The following is a 23,851-nucleotide window of genomic DNA, read 5'->3' on the forward strand; positions in this document are numbered from 1 at the left end:
ATCCATCGGAACATAGGTGGGTGAGTTCATGTCGATACCTCCAGTTCAATCAAGCGCCGAGCCAAACGTACGATGCGGAAAATCTTGACCAACGCCTGATCGCTGAGGCGATTGGTCATAGAGGCTGGCTGCGAGGAAAGCGCCGGATTGCCTAACATCAGTTGGCCCAGCTCCAGCTGTGCACCCGGGCCAGTGCTCAGCGCATCGAGCAGCTGCAGGGTTGAATCAGCAATGGAGCTGCATGCCGAAGGCTCGATATCTGGCTCAGGCGTAACGGTGAACCCGATTCCCCATTCACTGGCGCAGAGCCTTGAACTCGCCCCAACCTCTTCGGCGATGTCGCAAGCCAGCCCGAAGATTTCCTGCCGCAGGGCTGTGGGCTCGTCGATCTGCCATTCGATGTACCAAAGATCAGAAACCGGATGCAGGCCGCCGACCTGGATCGGGATCGCCTGCAGGCAGGTTTCGTCGAAGTCAGGGATGGGCTCGCCGGTCGCCTGAGCGACCTTGCGCTTCATGGCCTGGGTACGCGGGGTCAGGCCAGGGATAGGCGTGACCACATGAGCCTGAATCAGGGCCTCGGCCTGCTCGTCAGTTAATGGAGCAGGATCCGGCTGATCATGTTGCTCAGGCTCGGGAGGTGGCGGTTCAGGCGCTGGTGCCGGAGGGCGATCCGGGGGTGTCGTTGCCCTCTCCACTTTTTCACGCTGAACAGGCGGCGCTTTCTCGGGCCGCCGGCTTTCGAGGATGTCCAGTTTGAGCCAGTTGTAGTCCTTGCCCAGAGGCTGCTGCATCTGATGGATTAATTCATCCTGGAAGCGCTCAACGCTGAAATCAGGATTGCCATCGAAGGTCGAAAGCGTCTCGAGGAACAGGCCGGCGAAGTCGATTTCAGTGTTATCGGCATACTGTTGCCAGGTCTTTGCCGCACCACGGCGCAGGGCGATCAGCTTTTCTATCTGCGGTTTGCCCAAACCGCCGTAGAGGATATTGGGAATGGCCGGCAGCAGATGGTGCAAGGTGTCCTGCATCTTGCTGATATGGGGCTGTGACACCGGGTAACCATCTGCGGCCAGTAGCCGGGCCAGCTCACGCTGGGACACCGGCTGGCCTGTTTCGCACTCATAAAACTCCCTGGCCTGATCGATACCCAGGGCGCGCTCGACGAAGGTCAGTTCGCCATGCATGTCGTTCTCGGCCAGATGCCCGGTAAGCGCGACGATATCGCCGCGCTCGGGCCAGGGACGGAACAGGCAATTGATGCGGAAGAATCGCTCGTCGCGAGTCTCCGCCCAAAGCTCGTTGAGGATCGTTAGCCGCGTGTTGCCACCATTGCGGATGATGTAATGCTCCTCCCCAGGCCGCCGAGTGATCGGCGGCGGGGCCTCAAGGCCTCGATTGAGAATCGAGGCCTTGAGCTCGTCGTACATCGGGTTGCGGTTGATACGCGGGTTATGTTCGTAGGGCCGCAGCTTGTCCAGGGTCATGACCATGGGCGTGTCGGCGATCGGGTCAGACAATTGCGACACTGCGGGGCCTTTACTGGTAAAGGCCCCCTGCAGCAGCTTGCCCTTAATGTCGTTGGGGTCGACGTTTTTGGCAGCCATCAACCCTCCTCCGTGCCTGGTGGAAAAGCACCGGTCAATCGATCGATTACTGCATTGGCACGCTGGAGTTCCTGCTCCAGCTCAAAGCTGCGGAACAACCGATGAATGATCTCTGCATTCATCGAGCGATTGCTCCTGTAGGCCATGGTTGCCACCTGGTCCCTGAGGCCGGTCTCAGGGAAACGCACAACGAATTTTTCCTTGAAGTTACTGGTCATGATCGGCTCCTTGATTGAGTTCTTCCGTTGAGTTCGAGAGGTAGTGCTGATCGCCCACTTTCAGGCTGACGACTTCGATGTCCTGCCACTTTTCCACGCGACAGGCCAGTGCGTAGATGAAACGGCCGACGTCGGCCTGCCCCTTCTTGATGTCAAAAACCACCGTGCACAGGCACGGCAGGTCATCACTGTGCTTCTTGTTCAAGGCAGGCCTCCTCGACGGCGTAGCTGTCACATTCAGGGCAGAAATAGAGATCACCTTCGTCATCCGACGGGATGGTTTCGGCGAAGCGGCGGATGGCACGATGCAGGGCAAAGTCGGCGTGACAATCCTTGCAATAGCCACGGCGTACAGGTCGCTTGTTCATGCGTACGCCTCCTGCCGGGCACCCGGCTGCAGGTTGGCGAAACGTGTCTGGCTGGGAATAAAGGCCGTGCGCACGACACCAGTCGGACCGTTGCGGTGCTTGCCGATGATCAGTTCGGCGATGCCCTTGTCCTGGGTGTCGGGGTTATAAACCTCGTCCCGGTAGATAAATAAGGTGAGGTCCGCATCCTGCTCCAACGCGCCGGACTCACGCAGGTCGCCGTTATGGGGACGCTTATTGGGGCGATTTTCCAGTGAGCGGTTGAGCTGGGACAAGGCGATGACCGGGCAACTGAATTCCTTGGCCAGGGCTTTCAAGCCACTGGAGATCGCCGCGATTTCCAGGTTGCGGTTCTCCTTGCCCGGGCACTGCATCAACTGCAGGTAATCGACCAGAATCAGCCGCGGCTTGCCAAAGCGCCGGGCCGCCCGTCGAGCCCGGGCACGCATGGCTGTGGGGGTCAGGCCAGAGCTGTCATCGATGACCAAGCGCTCGCCGTATTGATTGATCTTGGCCACGGCCAGACTCAACCGTGCCCAATCGTCATCATCCAGTTGGCCACGCATCAGCTTGGCCACATCCATTTGCCCGAGGATGGCCAGCAGGCGATACATCAGGGCATGAGCGGGCATCTCCAGGCTGTAGATTTGCACGCTGCTATTGGCGTCCTGCCCAAGCACCGTATCCACCAGACTCAGCGCCAGACTGGTCTTGCCCATGGACGGACGTGCGGCGACGATGATCAGGTCGGCATCCTGAAAACCGCCGGTTTTCTCATCGAGATCCTTCAGTCCGCTCGGAACCCCGGTAACGCCCGAGCCGTGGTTGAAGTGGTAGTCCACCTGATCCAGCACATTCATCAGGGCAAATTTGATGTCGACAAAGCTGTTCGGCGCCTTGCCCTGGCCCAGTGCAAATAACTTCTGCTCGACCTCCTCCTGGACTTGCTGGCTTTGCGCTTGCTCGGTGGAAGCACTGCGGCTGCATTCGTAGCCAAGGGCGATCAACTGGCGAAGGTGCGAACGCTCTCGAACGATGCGTGCGTAGGCCTCGATATTGGCCACCGATGGTGTGTTCTTCGCCAGTTCGCTGAGGTACGCCAGGCCGCCGACGCCGTCGGCAGAAGCCAACGACTCGGCGATGGTGATCACGTCGAAGGGCGCATTCGTCGTCGCCAGCGACTGGATCGACTGAAAGATCAAGCGATGGGCGCTGGTGAAGAAGTCTGCGGCGTCCAGTTCGTCAGCGATCAAGTCCCAGGTGCTGTTATCCAGCATCAGCCCACCCAGTACGCCCTGCTCGGCCTCAATGGAGTGTGGCGGCGTGATCAGATCGGTCGCCTTCATGATGCCAACTCCTCGTGCGCACCAAGCAACTCGAACGCCAGTTTGTCGAAGTGGCCGCGCCATTCGGGGAACAGTTCGCAGGCCAAGGCACGAATGACGCTGAAGGCTGCCGGGGAACGGCGGTTGTGGGGTTGGCGATACTCCAGACGGTGAGCCGGCACTCCTTCCGTTGCTGCACGGCGGAAGCTGACAGCGGCTGGAATGGTGGTGTTCAGCAGATTGAGCCGGGGGTGATCGGCCAACGTCTCGACCAGCGACTGATAGATCAGGCTCGCGTCGTTGGTCGCATCGAGTTTATTAATCACAATGTTTAACGGCGGCGTGTGTACGCCCAGTACCGAGAGCGGCTCCAGGTCTTTGAGCAACTGCTGGGTACCGCGGTAAAACTCCCGTGCGGCGAGCATATCCGGGGTTATCGGCGAGATCGCCAGGTCCGAACACAGCAGCGCGGTTTCCAGAGTGATCGACCGAGCCCCCTGGGTGTCGATCAACATCAGGTCGAAATCATCAGCAAACGCTGCAACCAGATTTTTCAGGCGCAAGCGCCCGTCCGCCGCGTACAGCAGCATATTGCTGAGCTGGTTATGAGGATCGTTGGATAGGATCACCGACAGATTGGGAATGTAGGTGCGGGAAATGACCTGATCGGCACGGGTCTGATTTTGCGAGATGAGCTCGTAGGTGCCGCCTGGCGCTTCATGCTCAAGGCGATAAAACGAGGACAACGAGGGTTGCGTATCGAGGTCGACAAGCAGGGTACGGAGGTTGGATTCGGCGCAGAACGCGCCCAGATTGGCAGTGACCGTGGTTTTACCCGGTCCGCCTTTGGTCGAGATGACCGATGCTATTTTCATGATGCTGGCCTCTAAATCGAATGATTAGAGACAGCGGTTGCACCTGCACAGAGAACCCGAAAGCTTTGTAACCAGATGTGTAAAACGACAAAGAGCGGGTTTGCAAAGTGTTTCAGTGGCCGCGATGGAGATCATCGTGGCTTTTGAAACATCCTGCAAAACCCGCTCAAAGCCTTGTAGCATCTGGCTCCACGACCTGGACTCGAACCAGGGACCCAGTGATTAACAGTCACTTGCTCTACCAACTGAGCTATCGCGGAATGAGGGCTATCTTACTGATTGCTATAGAGAAGTCAAGCGCGGGTAGTGAATTTTTTACTGATTTTATGCGTACATCATTGATCCCCGGTTGCTCGGCCATTCCGATGCAGGTTGTGGTGTTTCTGATCGGGGCCGCGAAATCGTCAGAAATGCCGGTATCGCCCGGCTGATCAGCAACAGGTCATTCTGTCGATGATTTGTTGTCGAGCAGTTGTTGGAAAAGAGTGACGAGGCTCGATTGCTGTTCGCCCAGAGGGGCAAAAAATCTGCGATCGACCTCCTCCACCACGACTATGGCTTTGTGTGCGATATCACGACCGGCTTCTGATACTGAAATAATCTTGGCCCGCGTATCGGTAGGATGGATATCTCTCACAAAAAGCCCATTTGCAAGCAGCGTCCTGACCACCTGTGAAGTGGTCATCGGGTCGCTGCCCGTCAGTTGCGAAAGGCGCGCCTGGGTCAGGGGCTCTTGCGAGCCGAACCAGGTGGTGACGGCGAGCATGACAAACTGCGTATGGGTCAGGCCCAGCGGCTGCAATGCGGCGCGTTGCTCGCGCTGCCAGGTGTTGGAGATGCGCCAGAGCAAAAAGCCAGGGCTGTCTGACGGTCCGCCATGGCGGGTTGGCAGCGGTTTCGACTTCATTGACTACGCCTCAATTCATCCAGATCGACACCCATTGCCCTGGCAAGGGTGCAGACGTCTTTTTCGGTCAACGGGATCAAGCCGCGCCGAAGCACAATGCCCCAGTTTGGCGGGACACACAGGTCCAGATCAGCACGCACTTCATCAAGGGCGACCTCTTGGGCCACGGCATATCGAACCCGTCGACGAAACGGCACAAAGCCCTCGCCCATATCGAATTCAAATACCTCATCGTCCTGGATTATCCCCAGGGCTGTGAAGGCTTTGAGCGGCGCGCCCTGCATCTCTACACTCGGGGAGTAGTACACGAAAATGTCGCCCTTCTTCATCCTGCGCAGAGGCTGGACCTTGCCGTGACAGACTTGCGCAAAGCCACCCTCCACCCCTCGCCAGACGTGCGAGCGTGAGACGACGCCCAGCCAGCCCTGGCTCATACACCCACCACACTTTCTGCACGGGCCACCAGTGCACGCAGGACGTCAGGGAAGTCGGAAGAGACTTGTGAGCAGATCTCATCGGCGCCCTCCCCGATCACGTCTATCGAATAAGCGATTGAATGGTTGCCATTCGGGAGCGCAGTGATTTCGTGCCTGACGCGAACGGTGATATCACCCAGCACGGTTTCGTCGGTAAAACCGTCAGGTTCATTGACGTCTACCAGTTGCGACTTGATGACCTCTTGATCAGGCAACACCATTGTCATCCACGAGCCTTTGACGAACGGGCCATCGAGCGAGCACGAGTAGACACCTGCATTCCAGTCTTTCCAATGGGGAACGGCTTCTAAAAGCGCCCACACGGTAGCGGCTGATGCGCTGGTTTCATGGCTGTATGAAGCAGTGGCGTGGCTGCGATTGGACATGTCGGCACCTTTTTGTAAGTTGGCTTATCATATGTGCGCATATTATATATCGTCAACATGCCTCTCAGCTGCGACATTGGCAGCCAGACAGTGGCAGCCAAAACCTGATAGGTATCTGTCGTCAAAAAGGACTCACGCAGGCTTTTGCAGAACATCCCGCGCCACCCCGGACAAACCCAGTGTCAGCGCTTCGATAGCCACCCGAACACGCACCGGCAAATGCGGTGCTTGCGGCCATATCAAATGAACGTCTTCAAGCCTGCTGGGCGCATCAGGCAGCAGTTGCAGCAACTCGCCGCGCTTGAGGCTTTCGCTTATCAACCAGTCGGGTAGCCAGGCTATTCCCTGACCGGCAACAACCGCATCAAGCATGGAGCCGAGATCGTTCAGAAGCAGACGCGAAGAAGGCATCAGTTCACAGAGCGTTCCGTCGTCGCGATAAAACTGCCAGATCAGCACACGCCCATCGCGGCTGTAGGCGATGGTCTGATGTCGAGCCAGGTCATCCGGGCCTTGCGGTTTGCCACAACGCTCGATGTAGGACGGCGCGGCGCAGAGCAGGGTCTTCTTATGGGCGACGTGTCGGGCGACGAGGCCGGTGCCAGCGCCAACAGCGCCGTTGCGAATGGCCAGGTCCATGCCCGACTCGATGAGGTCGACATGCTGGTCACGAAAATCGAGTTCAAGCGTCAGAGCCGGATGCTGTACCGCAAGCCGTATTAAAATCGGCGCCACACACAGCCGCCCGAACAGCACCGGCATCGTTACGCGCAACGTGCCGCTGACAACCTTATTACCGGTCTCGACTACAGCCTGGCCCGCCATCAGCGCGGCAATGGCCTGCTGGCAATGCTCAAAAAAAGCTTGCCCGTCGTCAGTCAGGCTCAAGCTGCGCGTAGTGCGCTGAAACAGTCGTACTCCGAGGCGCTCCTCGAGACGAGCCACAGCCTTTCCCACCGCCGAGCGCGACAAGTGAAGGCGTCTGGCGCCTGCCGCAAAGCTACCCGCCTCTACGACCGCAACAAACGCAGGGACGTCGTTAAACAGATCGCTCATGCCCATTGTAGAATTTCTCGCTACAAAATGGCGCAATAATATCACTCACGTCCACTAAATACGTCGTTCTATATTCCGGGCACGCCAAGGCCTGGCGGCTTAAACGAACGATATTCACGCTTATAAAGCGTCATTGTTGCGTACACGCCTCCAGGATTTCATCGCACCTTCCATCACGGTAGCGACGCGATATCAGGCCATTTCATCCTTTAAATCTGATGCAACAACCTGAGAGGTATTTCGAATGAATGCTTATGAACTCGTTGCCGGTAAAAGTATTGATTCTCTAAGACAGGTCGAGCGTCCCGCCAAGGAACTTGGCGCCCATGAAGTTCGCGTCAAACTCAGCGCTGCGGCCATTAACTTTCGCGACTTGATGATTGCGGACGGCAACTACGGTATTCCTGCCGGTCAGGTCGTAGTGCCACTCAGCGATGGTGCAGGCGAAGTCGTCGAGATGGGCAGCGAGGTCGTGCGAGTCAAAAAAGGCGATCATGTCATTGTCGGTTTTTGGCCACGCTGGTTGGATGGCCAGATCGCTCCCGAGAAAATCTCGGCGCAATTCGGCGCAGGGCCTGACGGTACTTTGGCCGAGCAACTGGTGACCGATGAGAACGCCTTGACCATCGCGCCCGCAGGGTTGTCGTTTGCAGAGGCTGCGACCATTGCCTGTGCCGGCGTCACGGCATGGAACGCTTTGTTTGTCAGAGGTGGACTGAAGCCAGGAGCCTCTGTATTGATATTGGGCACCGGTGGCGTATCGATCTGGGCCCTGCAATTGGCCCAGGCCGCCGGGCTTCGCTCAATCATTACCTCTTCAAGCGACGAAAAACTGGCTCGTGCCCGAGCATTGGGCGCAAGCGAGACCATCAACTACGTGAAAACACCTGAATGGCAGGATGAAGTCAAACGACTGACCAACGGACGCGGTGTCGATCTGGTGATTGAAGTCGGCGGCAAGGGCACGATGAAACGCTCTATTGAAGCCACACGACTGGGCGGCACGATCGTGGTCGTCGGCGGCCGTGCCGCTGCAGAAGGTGCCGCCGTAGAGCCTGGTGTTCTTATTGGCGGCGCCAAAACACTCGCCGGAATGATGGTCGGCAGCCGTCAGATGCAGGAAGACTTGATCAGCTTCATCGAAACGACAGGTATCCGCCCGGTGATCGACCGCTCTTACGCATTCGCTGACGCTCCGGCTGCTTTCCGGCACGCGGCGAAGGGCGCATTCGGCAAGGTGGTGATCGATGTTGGCTAAGGCAGCCCTACCCATTCGCCCGCAACCATAAACCTTACTCTTTTTCTGCCTCCAGACTCAGGCAGATTGTCGACTCACGCTGGAGGCAGAAGCCGTGAAAACCCGAACGTTCAATCCCATTATCTTGATGCTTGCATTACTGGCCGCATCCGCCGCAGTTGCAAAGTATGTAGATATATCCAGAGAGAAGATTGTCAATCTCGACAACATCACTGAAGTCAGCCCAGGCGTACATGTGATAGAAGATAAACAGCACATATTCCTGGTGCCCAATATCACTATTATTGTCGGCACGGACGCAGCACTCATCGTCGATACGGGATTGGGAATAGAGAGCGCACAACGTGTATTGAGTGAAGCCAGAAAGCTGGCGGGAAATCGAAAGCTATATCTGACCGTCACTCACTTCCACCCTGAACATGGCTTTGGCGCGCAAGTATTCAAAGGCCAGGCCACGATCATCTACAACCGCGCCCAGCGCGACGAACTCCTGAAAAAGGGCGCGCCCTTCCAGGCTCTTTTCGCAGACAAACTTAGCGTGGCTGATGCCATGAAGGGTGTAAAGCTGGTGACACCCGATATTGTCTATGACAGCGAAGCACAAATCGATCTTGGCGGGCGGGTAGTGAAACTCAACTACTACAAGCCTGCACACACGCTTGGCGACCAGGTGATCTCGATCCCCGCGCAAGGCGTCGTGATACTCGGCGATCTGCTCGAGACCCAGTCCTTCCCGATAATGCCCTGGTTTCCTGAACTTTCAGATACAGACGTCAACCCGGCAAACTGGCGGGAAATTTTCCGCAATGTCGCAGCGACAAACCCTGTAGTCGTGATTCCCGGACATGGCCAGGTCGGTACTGCAGCAGATCTGGACGAAGCTGCCCGCCATATGGATTTCGCTAGCAAGGAAGTCACTCAGCGATGCGCCGCAGGTAATGATCTGTCATCCATACAACGAGACCTGACGCCAATCCTGGTAGCCCAACACCCTGACTGGGATCTCAAGGATATGATCCCGATGGAAATCCAGGCCTATTACGAAAGGCTTTGCCGCAGGTGATGTGTTTGCCTCAAGAGTCCGGTGGATTCAACCGCCCATCCAGACCGAATCGCTCCTGTATCACCAACTCGTAGAGCCCATGCGCCAGCGTCGGATTCACCAGCAGGTTCCAGCTATGGCGCGACACGCTGGACGGAATCAGGACAAACGGATGCTGCGTCAGAAGGCTCGCGCCAAAAGCTTGCTGGCTGCGACTCGGGGTGCCGGGGATCAGCCAGTTGGGATTGGGGATATCTTGCGGGCGAACCCGATGAATTCTGGAAGGATCCAGCACCCGCGCCGCCGTCAGCGTATGCGGCACGCAGTCGAGCGCAGCAAAGCCCTTGTGTACCGCCACCTCCAGAATCGCCGTCGCGGCATCGAGACTGGTGTAGACGACTTGCACGCCCTTGGGATTCCAGCGCCCGCCACTGCCTTCTGCACCGATGCCGCTGTTCCAGGTGGCGGCATGGCGGGCCTGGTCGAGGCGCCAGAAATGAACGTCCGTGCTCAACGGGTCGGTCAGCATCAATAGACTCCGTACTCGAGCCGATGGAGAAAGTCCGCCACCAGTTCATAACCGACCGGATTGGACAGCAGGTCGATGGGGGTTTCGCCGTCCAGGCCCAGCGCAGGCTTGATCATCCACTCCTCCGCCAACTGCCGCGTACCGAAAACCTCCTGGGCCTTTTCCAGTATCTCGGCGTAGTACAAGGCGCGAGCGCTCTGTTCCTGGCTCAGGGACTCGTCCTTGTTCTTCATTCGCCGCGCCAACGTGCGATCGGACAGACCAAAGATCTTCGAGAGCACGTTATTGCGCTTGAAGGCATCCACCGACTCCACCAGATCAACCACTGAGCTGAGTGGGAATCCGGTTTTTGTGGCACGGAAAACTTCCATACGATCATCGGTATTGGTGCCAGGCAGCAGCAAGGCGATGATGGGCTGACGACCGCCAGCCTTGGTAACGACATATTGCCCTTGCGCCGAAGCCACTCCGGTGGCCTGGGTTACGGCTTTTTTTACTCGCTTTACCGGGGCGGCCTTGGCGACCGCTTTCACACCATCGGCCTTCACCTTTGCTGCTTTTGGCGAAGCTTTGGGGGCGCCCAGGCTCTCTGCTGTTGCAGTCATGTTTGACTCCTTCACACTGAGACAGATGGCAATAACTTTACTGCCATTTGGCAAAATCGACAACCCACTTCCCGCCGCCCCACAGCAAACCTGACCTTTACTTGAAGAACTGACTGGGCGTCTTGCCGAACTGTTTCTTGAACATGGTGGTAAAGGCGCTGGGGCTGTCGTAACCGAGTTCACCGGCGATATCGATGATTTTCTCGCCAACGGCAATACGCTCCAGAGCCAGGAGCAGCCTTGCCTGTTGCCGCCATTGGCCGAATGTCATGCCGGTTTCCTTGTGAAACAGGCGCTGGATAGTCTTTTCATCAAGACTCAAACGCCCGCTCCAGTCCGCCAGGGTGGAGCCGTCACCGGGATCGCGCTGCAAGGCTGAGCAGATGCTGTTGATCCGCGGGTCGGCCGGTTGCGGCAGGTGCAAGGGCAGCACCGGCAGGATCGCCAGCTCATCGAGAATCAGGCGCATGACCCTGGCTTCCCGTGAATCAGGATCAACGGGATGGACAATGTCCACCGAAGCCTTGATCAGCTCACTCAACAGCGGCGAGATGCTCACCGCCCGGGTTTCGGTCGGCATGCCGGGGAAATACTTTGGATGCACGAATACGCTGCGCATTTTCACCGCGCCGACACAGCGAACCGAGTGCGCCTGCCCCGCAGGCATCCAGACTCCGCGACTGGGTGGCACCGTCCATTGGTCAAGCGCCGAATACACCACCATGACCCCCTCGATGGCATAAATCAGCTGATGCTTGGTATGGGAGTGCGGTTCGATGAACCAGTTCTCCGGATAATCGGTGGCACTGCTGCTGACCGTCCAGGCCTGCTGATCCACTTCGATCAGAAACTCTTTCTGCGACTTGACCATAATGCCCTTTTTGCGAAGGTAGACGCCCGAACTGCGCGAGACAGGCAATTCTCGAGAATCTAGCATAGTCCCCGGTCATGAGCTGCGACCGTTCGCCACATGACGCCACGCACAGCCCTCTCCTCCACAGTCCGGAAGACCTGCGATGTCCATCAGTACGACCCCCTCTGCGACAACCGCCTCGGTTGCCAGCCAAGCCAGCCCACTGGTCATGCGCGTGATCGGTGCCTGCGCGCTGGCGCACCTGATCAACGACCTGATTCAGGCGGTGCTGCCATCGATCTACCCCATGCTCAAGGCCAACTACGGCCTGACCTTCACCCAGGTGGGCCTGATCACCCTGACCTTCCAGCTGACCGCTTCATTGCTGCAACCCTGGATCGGCTATCACACGGATCGTCATCCCAAGCCCTGGCTGCTGCCTGCGGGCATGGTCTGCACGTTGATTGGCATTTTGATGCTGGCCTTTGTCGGCAGCTTTCCAGCGATTCTGCTGGCCTCGGCGCTGGTGGGAGTCGGGTCCTCGACCTTTCACCCGGAAACCTCCCGTGTTGCCCGCCTTGCCTCGGGCGGCCGATATGGTCTGGCGCAGTCAACCTTCCAGGTCGGCGGTAACGCGGGTAGCGCCTTCGGCCCTCTGCTTGCCGCCGCCATCGTCATCCCCTACGGCCAGGGCAATGTCGCCTGGTTCGGTCTGTTTGCCGCCTTCGCCATCCTCGTGCTGTTCGGCCTCAGCCGCTGGTACCGCGAGCACCTGAACCTGTTCAAACTCAAGCAAGGCAGCCAGGCCACCCATGGTCTGTCCCGTCGACGCGTGAGCTTCGCTCTGTTCGTACTGGCATTGCTGGTGTTCTCGAAGTATTTCTACATGACCAGCTTCACCAGTTATTTCACCTTCTACCTGATCGAGAAGTTCGACCTGTCCGTCGCCAGTTCGCAGTTGTATTTGTTCCTGTTCCTCGGCTCCGTTGCCGCCGGGACCTTCTTTGGCGGCCCCATCGGTGACCGGATCGGCCGCAAAAAAGTGATCTGGTGCTCCATTCTCGGCGCCGCGCCCTTCACCCTGGCGCTGCCGTATGTGGACCTGTTCTGGACCGGCGTACTGAGCATGCTGATTGGTTTCATCCTGGCGTCGGCATTCTCCGCCATCGTGGTTTTCGCCCAGGAACTGGTGCCGGGCAATGTCGGCATGATTGCCGGGATTTTCTTCGGCCTGATGTTTGGCTTTGGCGGGATTGGCGCCGCGTTGCTCGGTCATCTGGCGGATATCCATGGCATCGAGTACGTGTACACGCTCTGCTCGTACCTGCCGTTGATTGGCGTGCTGACGATTCTGCTGCCGTCGACCAAGGGCGTTTGAATATCGAGTCGGCGAGCTGCTGTTTATGCGCCCGCGCCTGACAAATACAATGTCGCGCAGCAATGGGCGACCGTAAGACCGGCTTTAGCCGGTCCTACGACTCGGTGTTTACCGAACTATAGGGTCGCCAAGTATGTGGCCATTGCTGAACCCATGACCCGCTTCCCATAACTGAGGCAGAATGCCCTGCCTGACGGTCGATAAACGATTGTTGTAACAGCACAGTGAGCGGCGCAGCCGACATGAAAGAAGACGCACCCGGCCTGCCTGACCTGCTGGCGCCCGGACTATCCGTAGTTTTTTGCGGACTCAATCCCGGGTTGAGTTCAGCCCTGGAACAGCGCCATTTCCTCAATCCCAGCAACCGTTTCTGGCGCACCCTGCATCTGGCAGGTTTCACCTCTGAGCAGCTCAGCCCTCTTGAGGATAATCGGGTCCTGGAGTTCGGCTGCGGCCTGACCACCGTGGTGCCCCGCGCCACGACCTCGGCACAGGCGGTGAAAGCCCATGAATATCGTGACGCAGCGCAAGCGCTGGAAGACAAAATCGCCCATTGGCAGCCAGCGTATATCGCTTTCCTCGGCAAGCCTGCCTATGCCGCCATCAGTGGCCAGCGCGAGATCCACTGGGGTTTACAGGCACAACGTTTCGCTGAAGCCAAGGTCTGGGTATTGCCCAATCCCAGCGGCTTGAACCGTTCATTCAACCTGGATCGACTGGTCGAGGCTTACACCGAGTTGCGACTCGCCACGTTGTGAACCGTTGGCATCTACTGGCTCAAGCCGCCGCACTTGAGAAGCCGCGAGGTTTTCATCGGAGCCTTCGACCCGTGGCTCGATGATATGCAGGTAGGCCAACGGGGAACTGATCGAGATGTGAGGCCAGGTAGCCAAAGGTGCTTTGCGGTTGCTGTTCCAGTCCCGAGTGGATGAGAGGGTCAAGGGCAGCCAGCCCTGAGCACCGTGCCATCCGGCGTGCCGATGGAACGTCCGCGCCCGGCGGACGTCAGCACTAGAGAGCCTCCCCTCGCTCCACCCGACAAGGTTTTTCTATGTCTGCCTGCCCGAGCCCTACCTGCATACCCTTGCCTGCCCGCGCAACCTGTGAGTATCCACGGGCATGAGCTTCAGTATCTGGGTCGCCGTACTGGGCGCGGTCCTGTTGATCCTCGCCCTGACCTCCTCCTACTTGCGCTGGATGCCCGTGACCACCTCGGTGGTCTGCCTGGCCCTGGGCATTGCCATCGGCCCCGGCGGATTGATGCTGCTGCACCTGGACCTTGCCCAGAGCGCCAGCTGGATGGAGCACCTGACCGAGGTGGCGGTGCTGTTCTCGCTGTTCGTCAGCGGCCTCAAGCTGCGGCTGCCCCTGACCAGTCGCAGTTGGCGGGTCGCCTTCGGTTTGGCCGGACCGGTGATGGTGCTGTGTATCGCCGGGGTCAGTCTGGTGCTGCATTACGGCTTGCAGCTTTCCTGGGGATTATCGGTGCTGATCGGCGCGATGCTGGCGCCTACCGATCCGGTACTGGCGACACTGGTGCAGGTCAACGACGCCCAGGACTATGACCGGGTGCGCTTCGGCCTTTCCGGTGAAGCCGGGCTCAACGACGGCGTGGCCTTTCCCTTTGTGATCCTCGGACTGCTGCTCCTGATGGCGCCGGACAATAACCACGCCTGGCTGAGCGACTGGCTCTGGGTCAACGTACTCTGGGCCGTGCCCGCCGGGCTGCTCTGCGGTTACTGGATGGGTCGTGGGCTGGGGCGCCTGACCCTGCTGATCCGTACCCGCCATGCCGACAGCACGGTGTCGCCCAACGACTACCTGACCCTGGCCTTGATCGCTCTGGCCTATGTCGTCGCCGAACTGATCCATGGCTATGGCTTCCTTGCAGTGTTCGCCGCAGGCCTCGGTCTGCGTCAGGCAGAAGTGCACTCCACTACCGATCCGCAAACGCCCGCCGAGCATCTGGTGCAGCCTGTGGTCGGGCATCAGCATATCGATCCCGAAAAAGCGGTCCATGGCGATATCGAGGAACTGGAGGAAACCCAGGTGGCGGCCGGGATCATGCTCGGTGACATGCTCGCCTTCGGCAGCCTGGTCGAGCGCTCCATGGAAGTCTTTATCGTCACCCTGCTTGGCGTGGTGCTGCCGCTGCACTGGGACTGGCACGCCTTACCGGTCGCGGCGGCACTGTTCCTGCTGATCCGCCCAGCGAGCGTACTACTGATGCCCTGGGGAGCCTTGCTTGGCGGTCATCAACGGCTGTTGCTCGGCTGGTTCGGCATCCGCGGCATCGGCAGTCTTTATTACCTGTTCTATGCTCTGAATCACGACCTCGCCCCGGATATCGCCGTATCCAGTACCAATCTCACGCTGTCGGTGGTGGCCCTGAGCATTCTCGTCCATGGCCTGACCACTCAGCCGCTGCTGGCCCACTACGAGCGCACAAAGCAGCGCAAAGATGGGTGAGGCCGACAAGGAACCCTCAAGAGCGGCCGAAGTCGCATAGTGATCGACGCCACGACCGGCGTGCGCCCGGCATCCCGACAAGGAATATGCATGCCCGCTTCTCTACCCAGACTGACCCTCCTCGGCCTGACGCTGTCACTGGCCGCGCTGAGCGGTTGCGGCAAGGAAAAACCGCCTGCGCCCGTCTTGCCCAGGGTGCAGGTGCAAGCCGTCAAGGAAGCCGATTACGCCTCTGAAGTTAATCTCACCGGCGATATTCAGGCGCGAGTGCAGACGCAATTGTCCTTTCGCGTCGGCGGCAAAATCATCCAGCGCTCGGTGGATGTCGGTGACCGCATTTCCGCACACCAGGTACTGGCCCGGCTCGACCCCAAGGATCTGCAGACCAGCGTCGATTCCGCCGTGGCTGCCGTCGCCGCCGAACAGGCGCGGGTCAGCCAGACCAGCGCCGCCTTTGTGCGCCAGGAAAAACTCCTGCCCAAGGGCTACACCAGCCGCAGTGAATACGATTCGGCCCAGGCTGCCTTGCGCAGCAGCCAGAGCGCCCTCAAGGCGGCCCAGGCGCAGTTGGCCAGTGCCCGTGAGCAGCTGAGTTACACCGCGCTGGTTGCCGAAGCGCCAGGGGTGATCACTGCGCGCCAGGCGGAAGTCGGACAAGTGGTCCAGGCGACCATGCCGATCTTCGGCCTGGCCCGGGATGGCGATCGCGATGCCGTATTCAACGTCTATGAATCGCTGTTCGTGCAACCGGCCAATGATCAGCCGGTACAGGTGACGCTGCTGGACAATCCCCAGGTCAAAGCCTTCGGCAAGGTCCGCGAGGTCACCCCGGCAGTGTCCGCCGAGACCGGCACCCTGCAAGTGAAAATCGCCCTGAGCCAACTGCCGCCGGGCATGGACCTCGGTTCGGTAGTCAGCGTCGCCCTGAGCACTTCCGGCAAAAGCAGCGTTGAGCTGCCTTGGGCTGCGCTGACCAAAGGCCTTGGCGATCAACTGGGCAAACCTGCGGTATGGATTGTCGACGAACAGGGCAAGGCCAATCTGCGCGGAGTCACGGTCGGCCGTTACCTGACCGCCAAGGTCATCATCAGCGACGGTTTGAAATCCGGCGAAAAAGTCGTGATCGCCGGCGGCCAGCTGTTGCACCCGGACATGCAGGTCGAAATCGCCGAGACCAAGGGCGGAGCACAGCCATGAAACGATTGCCCTGCCTGCTATTGCTCGGCGTGCTCAGTGCCTGCAGCAAGAAAGAACCGCCGCCGGAGCCGGTACGCCCGGTGCTGTTCGTCGATGTGCAGCCGATATCCCAGGAAAGCCTTGGGCGCTTCGCCGGCAATATCGAAGCGCGCTATGAAAGCACCCTGGGTTTCCGTATTTCCGGGCGCATCGCCCGACGCTTTGTCGACGTTGGCAGCGAGGTGGACAAGGACACGCTGCTGGCGACCCTGGACCCCACGGACCAGCAAAACAACCTGCGCGCCAGCCAGGGTGATCTGTCGCGTATCGAAGCGCAGTGGATCAACAGCCAGGCCAACGCCCGCCGCCAACAGGAGCTGTTCGACCGTGGCGTCGGCGCCCAGGCGCAACTCGACATCGCCCTGACCGACCTGAAAACCACTCGTTCGTCCCTGGAGCAAGCCCAGGCCGCTGCCCGTCAGGCCCAGGATCAATTGGGCTACAGCGAGTTGCGCGCCGACCACGCCGCCGTGGTTACCCACTGGCAGGTCGAGGCAGGCCAGGTGGTCAGCGCCGGTCAGGAAGTGGTAACCCTGGCCCGTCCGGATATCAAGGAAGCCGTGATTGATCTGCCCGACTCAGTGGTCGATCAGTTGCCGGCCGGTGTCGAGTTCAAAGTCGCCAGCCAACTCGCCCCGCAGATCAATACCCTGGCGACCCTGCGTGAAATCGAGCCTCAGGCCGACCGTACCACCCGCACCCGCCGCGCGCGCCTGACCCTGTCGGAGACGCCGGACGCCTTCCGCCTCGGCACCGCCATCAGCGTGACCATCAGCTCGGCCATCGCCACCCGCATCGAGCTACCCATCGGTGCCCTGCAAGAGGTCGATGGCAAAGCCCAGGTGTGGATCGTCGACAAGCAGAGCCAGACCGTCACTCCTCGCCCGGTCAGCATCGCCAGCCGCACGGCCGACAGCATGGTCCTGAGCAGCGGCGTGCAGGCAGGGGAACGTGTGGTGAGTGCTGGAGTAAACAGCCTGAAACCGGGGCAGAAAGTCAAAGTCGATGAGGAAAGCCCGCGATGAAAGGGAGTTTCAACCTGTCCGAGTGGGCCATCAAACACCAGTCGTTCGTCTGGTACCTGATGTTCGTCGCCCTGCTCATGGGCGTGTTTTCCTACATGAATCTGGGTCGAGAAGAAGACCCTTCCTTCACCATCAAGACCATGGTCATTCAGACCCGCTGGCCCGGCGCGACGGTGGATGAAACCCTGGAGCAAGTCACCGATCGCATCGAGAAAAAACTCGAAGAGCTGGATTCCCTCGACTACGTGAAGAGCTACACCCGCCCCGGCGAATCGACCATCATGCTCAATCTGCTCGATACCACCGACGCCAAGGCGATTCCGGAAATCTGGTATCAGGTGCGCAAGAAGATCGACGATATCCGTGGCCAGTTCCCCCAAGGCATACAGGGGCCTGCGTTCAACGATGAGTTCGGCGACGTCTACGGCTCGATCTACGCCTTCACCGCCGACGGCTTCACCATGCGCCAGCTACGCGATTACGTGGAGCAGGTGCGCGCGGAAATTCGCGAAGTGCCGGGGCTGGGCAAGGTCGAGATGATTGGCCAGCAGGATGAAGTGCTTTACCTGAACTTCTCCACCCGCAAGCTTGCGGCCCTGGGCCTGGATCAACGCCAGGTGGTGCAAAGCCTGCAAGCGCAGAACACCGTCACCCCGGCCGGAGTGATTGAAGCCGGCCCTGAGCGTATTTCAGTACGCACCTCGGGTCAGTTCGCTTCGGAGAAAGACCTCGCCGAGGTCAACCTGCGCCTCAACAACCGTTTCTATCGCCTGAGCGATATCGCTGAAATCACCCGCGGCTACACCGATCCGCCAAAACCGCTGTTCCGGTTCAACGGCAAACCGGCTATCGGCCTGGCCATTGCCATGAAGAAAGGCGGCAATATCCAGGACTTCGGCAAGGCGTTGCACGCGCGCATGGACAGCGCCACGGCGAACCTGCCGGTGGGTGTCGGAGTGAACAACGTTTCCGATCAGGCCGAAGTGGTGGAAAAGGCCGTGGGCGGCTTTACCAGTGCGCTGTTCGAAGCCGTGGTCATCGTCCTGATTGTCAGCTTCGTCAGCCTGGGCGTGCGCGCCGGGTTGGTGGTGGCCTGCTCGATCCCGTTGGTGCTGGCCATGGTCTTCGTATTCATGGAGTACAGCGGCATTACCATGCAGCGGATTTCCCTCGGCGCACTGATCATCGCCCTGGGTCTGTTGGTGGACGATGCGATGATCACCGTGGAAATGATGGTCACGCGTCTGGAAATGGGCGATTCCAAGGAAAAGGCCGCCACCTTCGCCTACACCTCCACGGCGTTCCCCATGCTCACCGGCACCCTGGTGACCGTTGCCGGTTTCGTGCCCATTGGCTTGAACGCCAGTTCGGCCGGAGAATATACCTTCACTCTGTTCGCGGTGATTGCCGTAGCCATGCTGGTGTCATGGGTGGTCGCCGTGTTGTTTGCGCCGGTCATCGGCGTGCATATCCTCAGCAGCGAACTGAAGAAGAAAAAGAAAGAGGACGGCCGCATCGCCCGCGGCTTCAACAACAGCATGTTCTGGGCCATGCGCCATCGTTGGCTGACGATCGCGATCACCGTGCTGCTGTTTGTCGGCGCGGTGTTTTCCATGCAGTTCGTGCAGAACCAGTTTTTCCCGTCATCGGATCGCCCGGAAATCCTCGTCGACCTGAACCTGCCACAGAACGCCTCGATCAATGAAACCCGCAAGGTGGTCGATCGCCTCGAAGCCACGCTCAAGGACGATCCGGACATCGTGCGCTGGAGCACCTACATCGGCCAGGGCGCCGTGCGTTTTTACCTGCCCCTGGATCAGCAACTGGAAAACCCCTACTACGCCCAGTTGGTCATCGTCAGTAAGGGCCTGGAAGAGCGCGCCGGGCTCACCGAGCGCCTGAACAAGCGCCTGCGCGAAGACTTCGTCGGTATTGGCAGCTATGTCCAGCCTTTGGAAATGGGCCCGCCGGTAGGTCGTCCGCTGCAGTATCGGGTCAGTGGCCCTAACATCGACAAGGTGCGCCAGCATGCCATCGAACTGGCCACCCTGCTGAACCAGAACCCCCATGTCGGTGAGATGATCTACGACTGGAACGAGCCGGGGAAAGTCCTGCGCATCGATATCAATCAGGACAAGGCGAGGCAACTGGGCCTGTCCTCCGAGGACGTGGCGCAGTTGATGAACAGCATCGTCAGCGGTTCGTCCGTGACCCAGGTACGCGACGACATCTACCTGATCAATGTCGTCGGTCGTGCCGAAGACGCCGAGCGCGGTTCGCCGGAAACCTTGCAGAACCTGCAGATCGTCACGCCGCAGGGCAACTCGATTCCGCTGCTGGCCTTTGCCACCGTGCGCTATGAACTGGAGCAGCCGCTGGTCTGGCGCCGCGATCGCAAGCCGACCATTACCGTGAAAGCGGCGGTCAGTGACGACCTGCAGCCCACCGACCTGGTCAAGCAACTCAAGCCGCAGATCGACAAGTTCAACGCGGGCCTGCCAACCGGCTACAAGGTCGCTACCGGCGGCACCGTAGAAGAAAGCGGCAAGGCCCAGGGGCCGATTGCCAAGGTCGTGCCGCTGATGATTTTCCTCATGGCGACCTTCCTGATGATTCAACTGCACAGCGTGCAGAAGATGTTTCTGGTGGCCAGTGTGGCGCCGTTGGGGCTGATAGGCGTGGTCCTGGCCTTGATCCCCACGGGCACGCCTCTGGGCTTTGTGGCGATTCTCGGGGTACTGGCGCTGATCGGCATCATCATTCGTAACTCGGTGATTCTAGTCACCCAGATCGGCGCCTACGAAAGTAGCGGTTATCTGCCCTGGGACGCCGTGACCGAAGCCACCCGCCACCGTCGCCGACCGATCCTGCTCACCGCCGCTGCCGCCAGCCTGGGCATGATCCCTATCGCCCGGGAGGTATTCTGGGGCCCCATGGCTTACGCGATGATCGGCGGCATCATCATCGCCACCCTGCTGACCCTGCTGTTCCTGCCGGCACTGTATGTGACCTGGTATCGAATCAAGGAGCCGTCAGAGGAGCAGCGGCGCAAGGCCAAGGCCCCCGCCGACAATGATGGCTGAGCACCAACTGTGGGTCGGCTTTAGCCGGGAGGGCGTTGGTGCAAACGATACAAGTGCGGCTGTTGGAGCGAGGCTTGCCCGCGAAGCCCCCGACGCGGTGTGCCTGACTTGTCGCGTCGCGCCATTCGCGGGCAAGCCTCGCTCCAACGAGATGAATCCGGTTCAGCAATATCAGGCAATCGGAATCAACGGAACCGCCCAGGCTACTTCACGATCAGCCGCTGGTGGGTAGATCCACACCGTATTGATCAGGGTCTTGAGGGTCTTGCAGTCCGCAACCATCAGATATGCGCCAACCATGCCCAATACGAACATTGACCCTGATCAATAACCCCAATCGCCAGCCCCGCTACCCTGCCCGGCTTTTGCGATCAACCACCGCCATGCCCCTCTCTACCCCGGAACTGCTCGCCCCCGCCGGCACCCTGAAAAACATGCGTTATGCCTTTGCCTATGGCGCCGATGCGGTGTATGCCGGGCAGCCGCGCTACAGCCTGCGCGTGCGCAATAACGAATTCGATCACGCCAATCTGGCCCTGGGCATTCGTGAGGCCCAGGATCAGGGCAAGCGTTTCTATGTAGTGGTGAACATCGCGCCGCACAACGCCAAGCTCAAGACGTTCCTCAAAGACCTGGAACCGGTGATTGCCATGGCGCCGGATGCGTTGATCATGTCCGATCCCGGTCTGATCATGCTGGTACGGCGGCATTACCCGCAGATGCCGATTCATCTGTCGGTGCAGGCCAATACTGTGAACTGGGCCAGTGTCGAGTTCTGGCAGCAGCAGGGGGTGAGCCGGATCATCCTGTCCCGGGAGCTGTCCCTGGACGAGATCGAGGAAATCCGTCGACAAGTGCCCACCATGGAGCTGGAAGTGTTCGTTCACGGCGCGCTGTGCATGGCCTATTCCGGTCGCTGCCTGTTGTCGGGCTATATCAACAAGCGCGACGCCAACCAGGGCAGTTGCACCAACGCCTGCCGCTGGAAATATTCGGCACAGGAGGCCACGGAAAACCAGCTCGGCGAAATCGTCCAGACCTTCCAGCCCGAGCCGACCCTGGGCAGCGGTGCGCCCACCGACCAGGTATTCCTGCTGCAGGAAGCCAATCGCCCGGATGAGCTGATGCCCGCCTTCGAAGACGAGCACGGCACCTACATCATGAACTCCAAAGATCTGCGCGCGGTGCAGCATGTCGAGCGCCTGAGCAAAATGGGCGTGCACTCGCTGAAAATCGAAGGCCGGACCAAGTCGCACTTCTACTGCGCCCGCACCACCCAGGTCTACCGTCGCGCCATCGACGACGCCATGGCCGGGCGCGAGTTCGACCGCAGCCTGATGCTCGATCTGGAGTCCCTGGCCCAGCGCGACTATACCGAGGGCTTCCTGCGTCGGCATGTGCATGACGAGTATCAGAACTATCAGAACGGCAGTTCGGTGTCAGAGCGTCAGCAGTTCGTCGGCGAGCTGACCGGCGAACGCCGCGACGGCCTGGCCGAGGTCAAGGTCAAGAACCGCTTTGCCCGGGGCGACCACTTGGAACTGATGACCCCCAACGGCAACGTTCACTTCGATCTGCTGCAGTTGCACAACAGCAAGGGCGAGCCTGTCGAGGTGGCGCCGGGGGATGGCCATACCGTGTATCTGCGCGTCAACGACGGGCTGGATCTGCGCTTTGGCTTGCTGATGAAGGATGTGCATCCGGGCTGATATCAGGCCTGCCTGAATACTGCCTTGAGCAGCGGATCATCGAGGTAGGCGACATTCAGCCGGGTCCAGGGATTGATCGTCGATTGCTCCGGGGAAAAGATATGCCCCGGCGCAATCATGAAACCCTTGGGCAGCAGTTGCCGGGTCAGTTCCCTGGCATCGGCGATATGGCCGAAACGCGCCCACAGATACAGGCTCTGCTGCGGCCGCACGAAGACCTCGGCACCGATCTCGTCAAGCACCTGTAGACCCGTTGCCGTGGCGGCTTGCAAGCGCTCCTGCAAGCGCACCAGATGGCGCAGGAAATGTCCCTCGGTGAGAATCACATCAACCGTTCGCTCGCACAACTCCGATGAACTGGTGTGTAGCAGCATCTTCAAGTCCCCCAGCTCATCGATGACCTCTTTGCTGCCGGCAATGAAGCCGACCCGCAGCGCCGCCGACACTGACTTGGAAAAACTGCCGACATAGAGAGAACGCTTGAGCTGGTCGAGGGCCGAGACCTTGATCGCCGAAGTCGGCTTGAAATCCGCCAGGGCGTCGTCGTCCACCAGAATGAACTGATGTTTCTCGGCCAGTTGCACCAGTTGGTGGGCCTTGCCCGGGGAGATATCGGAGCCGGTGGGGTTATGCCCCACTGATTGCAGGAAGAACAACTTCGGCTTGTGTATCCGCAGATGCTGTTCCAGCACTGCCATGTCCGGGCCATCTGCCAGGCGCGGTACGCTGAGCATGCGGGCGCCCTGCAATTGCAGTTTGCCGAACAGCGGGTAGTATCCGGGGTCCTCCACCAGTACAGCGTCACCGTTGGCGACAAAGCGCCGGATGATCAGGTCCAGGCCATGATTGGCGCCGTGGGTGGTGACGATCTGCCTGGGGCTTGCGTTGATGGCGTAGGTCGCCAGTTTCTGCGCCAGATGCTGGCGCAACTGGGCATTGCCCAGGCGGTTGCCGTAGCGGAACAAGGTGGTGACGCCGGTCCGCATGATCTGCCGGGTGAACTTGTCCAGGCGCAGGTCCATCAGCCATTCCACCGGAGCAAAGCCTTCTCCCAGAGGGGAATGGCCAGGCTCGCGAACGAACTGCTGGCGCATCAGCCAGATGGTGTCCATGGCCCGGGCGTAGGGCAGCGGTTCTTCCGGCTCGCTGCCATTGGGCGCACCTTGCTTGACGAAAAAACCCTGACCATGACGGGCCTCGACCAGGCCCATGGACGCCAGTGACTCGTAGGCGTTTATCACCGTATTTTTCGAATGCCCCAGCAGACGCATGCACTCGCGCAAGGACGGCAAGCGATCGCCGACCCGATAGGTGCCGTTGCCGATCTGCTCGACCAGTGATGCGGTCAGTTGCTGGGCCAGCGTGAGGCGTGCCATGGCGTACAGTCCTCAGGGAAGATCAATCAAGGGTACAGCTTGGGTACTGTCTGTCAAAACTGTACCTTCT

The 23,851-nt window shown here is 59.6% G+C and carries 23 protein-coding genes, 1 tRNA gene and 1 pseudogene; 9 read left to right on the forward strand and 16 right to left on the reverse strand.

Annotated features, from left to right (window positions below; genetic code table 11):
* Window positions 1–26: 26 nt before the first annotated feature.
* From M2401_RS19190 to M2401_RS19240, 11 genes are all read right to left on the reverse strand, one after another.
* Window positions 27–1,607, reverse strand: coding sequence for a ParB family protein (locus tag M2401_RS19190; protein ID WP_259105145.1), 1,581 nt, complete (start codon window positions 1,605–1,607; stop codon window positions 27–29).
* Window positions 1,607–1,825, reverse strand: coding sequence for an Arc family DNA-binding protein (locus tag M2401_RS19195; RefSeq protein WP_259105146.1), 219 nt, complete (start codon window positions 1,823–1,825; stop codon window positions 1,607–1,609). Before M2401_RS19195 ends, M2401_RS19190 begins: the two co-directional genes overlap by 1 nt.
* Window positions 1,815–2,030, reverse strand: coding sequence for a hypothetical protein (locus tag M2401_RS19200; RefSeq protein ID WP_259105147.1), 216 nt, complete (start codon window positions 2,028–2,030; stop codon window positions 1,815–1,817). The genes M2401_RS19195 and M2401_RS19200 overlap by 11 nt, the downstream gene beginning before the upstream one ends.
* Entirely contained in the window at window positions 2,011–2,193 is a 183-nt protein-coding gene (locus tag M2401_RS19205; RefSeq protein ID WP_259105148.1) for a hypothetical protein, read from the reverse strand. Before M2401_RS19205 ends, M2401_RS19200 begins: the two co-directional genes overlap by 20 nt.
* Window positions 2,190–3,539 (reverse strand): replicative DNA helicase, encoded by a 1,350-nt coding sequence (dnaB, locus tag M2401_RS19210; protein WP_259105149.1) that lies wholly within the window; start codon window positions 3,537–3,539, stop codon window positions 2,190–2,192. The genes M2401_RS19205 and dnaB overlap by 4 nt, the downstream gene beginning before the upstream one ends.
* Window positions 3,536–4,393 carry a ParA family protein gene (locus tag M2401_RS19215; RefSeq protein ID WP_259105150.1) on the reverse strand — a complete coding sequence of 286 codons (858 nt, stop codon included), beginning with the start codon at window positions 4,391–4,393 and terminating at the stop codon, window positions 3,536–3,538. Before M2401_RS19215 ends, dnaB begins: the two co-directional genes overlap by 4 nt.
* A gap of 184 nt (window positions 4,394–4,577) precedes the next feature.
* Window positions 4,578–4,653 (reverse strand) — tRNA-Asn (locus M2401_RS19220).
* Window positions 4,654–4,835: 182 nt separating this feature from the next.
* Window positions 4,836–5,300, reverse strand: a complete 465-nt coding sequence (locus M2401_RS19225; protein WP_259105151.1) for a MarR family winged helix-turn-helix transcriptional regulator — start codon at window positions 5,298–5,300, stop codon at window positions 4,836–4,838.
* Window positions 5,297–5,734: an EVE domain-containing protein gene (locus M2401_RS19230; protein ID WP_259105152.1), complete on the reverse strand. Its 438-nt coding sequence runs from the start codon at window positions 5,732–5,734 to the stop codon at window positions 5,297–5,299. The genes M2401_RS19225 and M2401_RS19230 overlap by 4 nt, the downstream gene beginning before the upstream one ends.
* Window positions 5,731–6,162 (reverse strand): SRPBCC family protein, encoded by a 432-nt coding sequence (locus M2401_RS19235; RefSeq protein WP_259105153.1) that lies wholly within the window; start codon window positions 6,160–6,162, stop codon window positions 5,731–5,733. Before M2401_RS19235 ends, M2401_RS19230 begins: the two co-directional genes overlap by 4 nt.
* Before the next feature lie 132 nt (window positions 6,163–6,294).
* The gene (locus M2401_RS19240; RefSeq protein WP_310504139.1) at window positions 6,295–7,224 is read right to left on the reverse strand and encodes a LysR family transcriptional regulator; all 930 of its coding nucleotides are present in this window, start codon (window positions 7,222–7,224) and stop codon (window positions 6,295–6,297) included.
* 238 nt (window positions 7,225–7,462) lie between these two features.
* Between M2401_RS19240 and M2401_RS19245 the strand changes: the two genes are divergently transcribed.
* Window positions 7,463–8,476: an NAD(P)-dependent alcohol dehydrogenase gene (locus tag M2401_RS19245; RefSeq protein WP_259105155.1), complete on the forward strand. Its 1,014-nt coding sequence runs from the start codon at window positions 7,463–7,465 to the stop codon at window positions 8,474–8,476.
* A 94-nt stretch (window positions 8,477–8,570) separates the two neighbouring features.
* Window positions 8,571–9,539 (forward strand): MBL fold metallo-hydrolase, encoded by a 969-nt coding sequence (locus M2401_RS19250; protein WP_259105156.1) that lies wholly within the window; start codon window positions 8,571–8,573, stop codon window positions 9,537–9,539.
* Between the two features lie 10 nt (window positions 9,540–9,549).
* Here the strand turns inward: M2401_RS19250 and M2401_RS19255 are convergent, their stop codons facing one another.
* The 3 genes from M2401_RS19255 to M2401_RS19265 all read right to left on the reverse strand — a co-directional run bounded on the left by M2401_RS19255 (window position 9,550) and on the right by M2401_RS19265 (window position 11,523).
* Entirely contained in the window at window positions 9,550–10,047 is a 498-nt protein-coding gene (locus tag M2401_RS19255) for an RES family NAD+ phosphorylase (protein ID WP_259105157.1), read from the reverse strand.
* Window positions 10,047–10,652, reverse strand: a complete 606-nt coding sequence (locus tag M2401_RS19260; RefSeq protein ID WP_259105158.1) for an antitoxin Xre/MbcA/ParS toxin-binding domain-containing protein — start codon at window positions 10,650–10,652, stop codon at window positions 10,047–10,049. The genes M2401_RS19255 and M2401_RS19260 overlap by 1 nt, the downstream gene beginning before the upstream one ends.
* 97 nt (window positions 10,653–10,749) lie before the next feature.
* On the reverse strand, window positions 10,750–11,523 hold the full coding sequence (locus M2401_RS19265; protein ID WP_259105159.1) for a helix-turn-helix domain-containing protein: 774 nt from the start codon (window positions 11,521–11,523) through the stop codon (window positions 10,750–10,752).
* A 145-nt stretch (window positions 11,524–11,668) separates the two neighbouring features.
* Between M2401_RS19265 and M2401_RS19270 the strand changes: the two genes are divergently transcribed.
* The 6 genes from M2401_RS19270 (at window position 11,669) to M2401_RS19295 (ending at window position 20,696) form a co-directional block, all read left to right on the forward strand.
* The gene (locus M2401_RS19270; RefSeq protein ID WP_310504140.1) at window positions 11,669–12,883 is read left to right on the forward strand and encodes an MFS transporter; all 1,215 of its coding nucleotides are present in this window, start codon (window positions 11,669–11,671) and stop codon (window positions 12,881–12,883) included.
* 242 nt (window positions 12,884–13,125) lie between these two features.
* The gene (gene mug, locus M2401_RS19275) at window positions 13,126–13,641 is read left to right on the forward strand and encodes a G/U mismatch-specific DNA glycosylase (RefSeq protein WP_259105160.1); all 516 of its coding nucleotides are present in this window, start codon (window positions 13,126–13,128) and stop codon (window positions 13,639–13,641) included.
* 361 nt (window positions 13,642–14,002) lie between these two features.
* The gene (locus tag M2401_RS19280) at window positions 14,003–15,352 is read left to right on the forward strand and encodes a sodium:proton antiporter (RefSeq protein WP_259105162.1); all 1,350 of its coding nucleotides are present in this window, start codon (window positions 14,003–14,005) and stop codon (window positions 15,350–15,352) included.
* Window positions 15,353–15,442: 90 nt separating this feature from the next.
* Window positions 15,443–16,549 (forward strand): efflux RND transporter periplasmic adaptor subunit, encoded by a 1,107-nt coding sequence (locus tag M2401_RS19285; RefSeq protein WP_259105164.1) that lies wholly within the window; start codon window positions 15,443–15,445, stop codon window positions 16,547–16,549.
* Window positions 16,546–17,613: an efflux RND transporter periplasmic adaptor subunit gene (locus M2401_RS19290; protein ID WP_259105165.1), complete on the forward strand. Its 1,068-nt coding sequence runs from the start codon at window positions 16,546–16,548 to the stop codon at window positions 17,611–17,613. Before M2401_RS19285 ends, M2401_RS19290 begins: the two co-directional genes overlap by 4 nt.
* Complete coding sequence (locus M2401_RS19295; RefSeq protein WP_259105167.1) at window positions 17,610–20,696, forward strand: efflux RND transporter permease subunit; 3,087 nt, start codon at window positions 17,610–17,612, stop codon at window positions 20,694–20,696. Before M2401_RS19290 ends, M2401_RS19295 begins: the two co-directional genes overlap by 4 nt.
* A 171-nt stretch (window positions 20,697–20,867) precedes the next feature.
* Here the strand turns inward: M2401_RS19295 and M2401_RS19300 are convergent.
* Window positions 20,868–20,963, reverse strand: a pseudogene (locus tag M2401_RS19300) (hypothetical protein); the annotation flags it as partial.
* 116 nt (window positions 20,964–21,079) lie between these two features.
* Between M2401_RS19300 and yegQ the strand changes: the two are divergent.
* Window positions 21,080–22,405 carry a tRNA 5-hydroxyuridine modification protein YegQ gene (gene yegQ, locus M2401_RS19305; RefSeq protein ID WP_259105169.1) on the forward strand — a complete coding sequence of 442 codons (1,326 nt, stop codon included), beginning with the start codon at window positions 21,080–21,082 and terminating at the stop codon, window positions 22,403–22,405.
* 2 nt (window positions 22,406–22,407) lie between these two features.
* On the opposite strand, the gene M2401_RS19310 is transcribed toward yegQ, so the two are convergent.
* The gene (locus tag M2401_RS19310; protein ID WP_259105171.1) at window positions 22,408–23,781 is read right to left on the reverse strand and encodes a PLP-dependent aminotransferase family protein; all 1,374 of its coding nucleotides are present in this window, start codon (window positions 23,779–23,781) and stop codon (window positions 22,408–22,410) included.
* Window positions 23,782–23,851 lie beyond the last annotated feature (70 nt).

It is taken from the genome of Pseudomonas sp. JUb42, assembly GCF_024807945.1.
Taxonomy (GTDB): Bacteria; Pseudomonadota; Gammaproteobacteria; order Pseudomonadales; family Pseudomonadaceae; genus Aquipseudomonas.

Excerpts from the sequence above, each read along its gene's own strand:
- M2401_RS19260 (WP_259105158.1), bottom strand. The coding sequence starts at position 10,652 with ATGACTGCAACAGCAGAGAGCCTGGGCGCCCCCAAAGCTTCGCCAAAA.
- M2401_RS19230 (WP_259105152.1), bottom strand. The coding sequence starts at position 5,734 with ATGAGCCAGGGCTGGCTGGGCGTCGTCTCACGCTCGCACGTCTGGCGA.
- M2401_RS19235 (WP_259105153.1), bottom strand. The coding sequence starts at position 6,162 with ATGTCCAATCGCAGCCACGCCACTGCTTCATACAGCCATGAAACCAGC.
- M2401_RS19245 (WP_259105155.1), top strand. The coding sequence starts at position 7,463 with ATGAATGCTTATGAACTCGTTGCCGGTAAAAGTATTGATTCTCTAAGA.
- M2401_RS19205 (WP_259105148.1), bottom strand. The coding sequence starts at position 2,193 with ATGAACAAGCGACCTGTACGCCGTGGCTATTGCAAGGATTGTCACGCC.
- M2401_RS19225 (WP_259105151.1), bottom strand. The coding sequence starts at position 5,300 with ATGAAGTCGAAACCGCTGCCAACCCGCCATGGCGGACCGTCAGACAGC.
- M2401_RS19310 (WP_259105171.1), bottom strand. The coding sequence starts at position 23,781 with ATGGCACGCCTCACGCTGGCCCAGCAACTGACCGCATCACTGGTCGAG.
- dnaB (WP_259105149.1), bottom strand. The coding sequence starts at position 3,539 with ATGAAGGCGACCGATCTGATCACGCCGCCACACTCCATTGAGGCCGAG.
- M2401_RS19190 (WP_259105145.1), bottom strand. The coding sequence starts at position 1,607 with ATGGCTGCCAAAAACGTCGACCCCAACGACATTAAGGGCAAGCTGCTG.
- mug (WP_259105160.1), top strand. The coding sequence starts at position 13,126 with ATGAAAGAAGACGCACCCGGCCTGCCTGACCTGCTGGCGCCCGGACTA.
- M2401_RS19295 (WP_259105167.1), top strand. The coding sequence starts at position 17,610 with ATGAAAGGGAGTTTCAACCTGTCCGAGTGGGCCATCAAACACCAGTCG.
- M2401_RS19270 (WP_310504140.1), top strand. The coding sequence starts at position 11,669 with ATGTCCATCAGTACGACCCCCTCTGCGACAACCGCCTCGGTTGCCAGC.
- yegQ (WP_259105169.1), top strand. The coding sequence starts at position 21,080 with ATGCCCCTCTCTACCCCGGAACTGCTCGCCCCCGCCGGCACCCTGAAA.
- M2401_RS19195 (WP_259105146.1), bottom strand. The coding sequence starts at position 1,825 with ATGACCAGTAACTTCAAGGAAAAATTCGTTGTGCGTTTCCCTGAGACC.
- M2401_RS19265 (WP_259105159.1), bottom strand. The coding sequence starts at position 11,523 with ATGGTCAAGTCGCAGAAAGAGTTTCTGATCGAAGTGGATCAGCAGGCC.
- M2401_RS19290 (WP_259105165.1), top strand. The coding sequence starts at position 16,546 with ATGAAACGATTGCCCTGCCTGCTATTGCTCGGCGTGCTCAGTGCCTGC.
- M2401_RS19240 (WP_310504139.1), bottom strand. The coding sequence starts at position 7,224 with ATGGGCATGAGCGATCTGTTTAACGACGTCCCTGCGTTTGTTGCGGTC.
- M2401_RS19215 (WP_259105150.1), bottom strand. The coding sequence starts at position 4,393 with ATGAAAATAGCATCGGTCATCTCGACCAAAGGCGGACCGGGTAAAACC.
- M2401_RS19280 (WP_259105162.1), top strand. The coding sequence starts at position 14,003 with ATGAGCTTCAGTATCTGGGTCGCCGTACTGGGCGCGGTCCTGTTGATC.
- M2401_RS19285 (WP_259105164.1), top strand. The coding sequence starts at position 15,443 with ATGCCCGCTTCTCTACCCAGACTGACCCTCCTCGGCCTGACGCTGTCA.
- M2401_RS19255 (WP_259105157.1), bottom strand. The coding sequence starts at position 10,047 with ATGCTGACCGACCCGTTGAGCACGGACGTTCATTTCTGGCGCCTCGAC.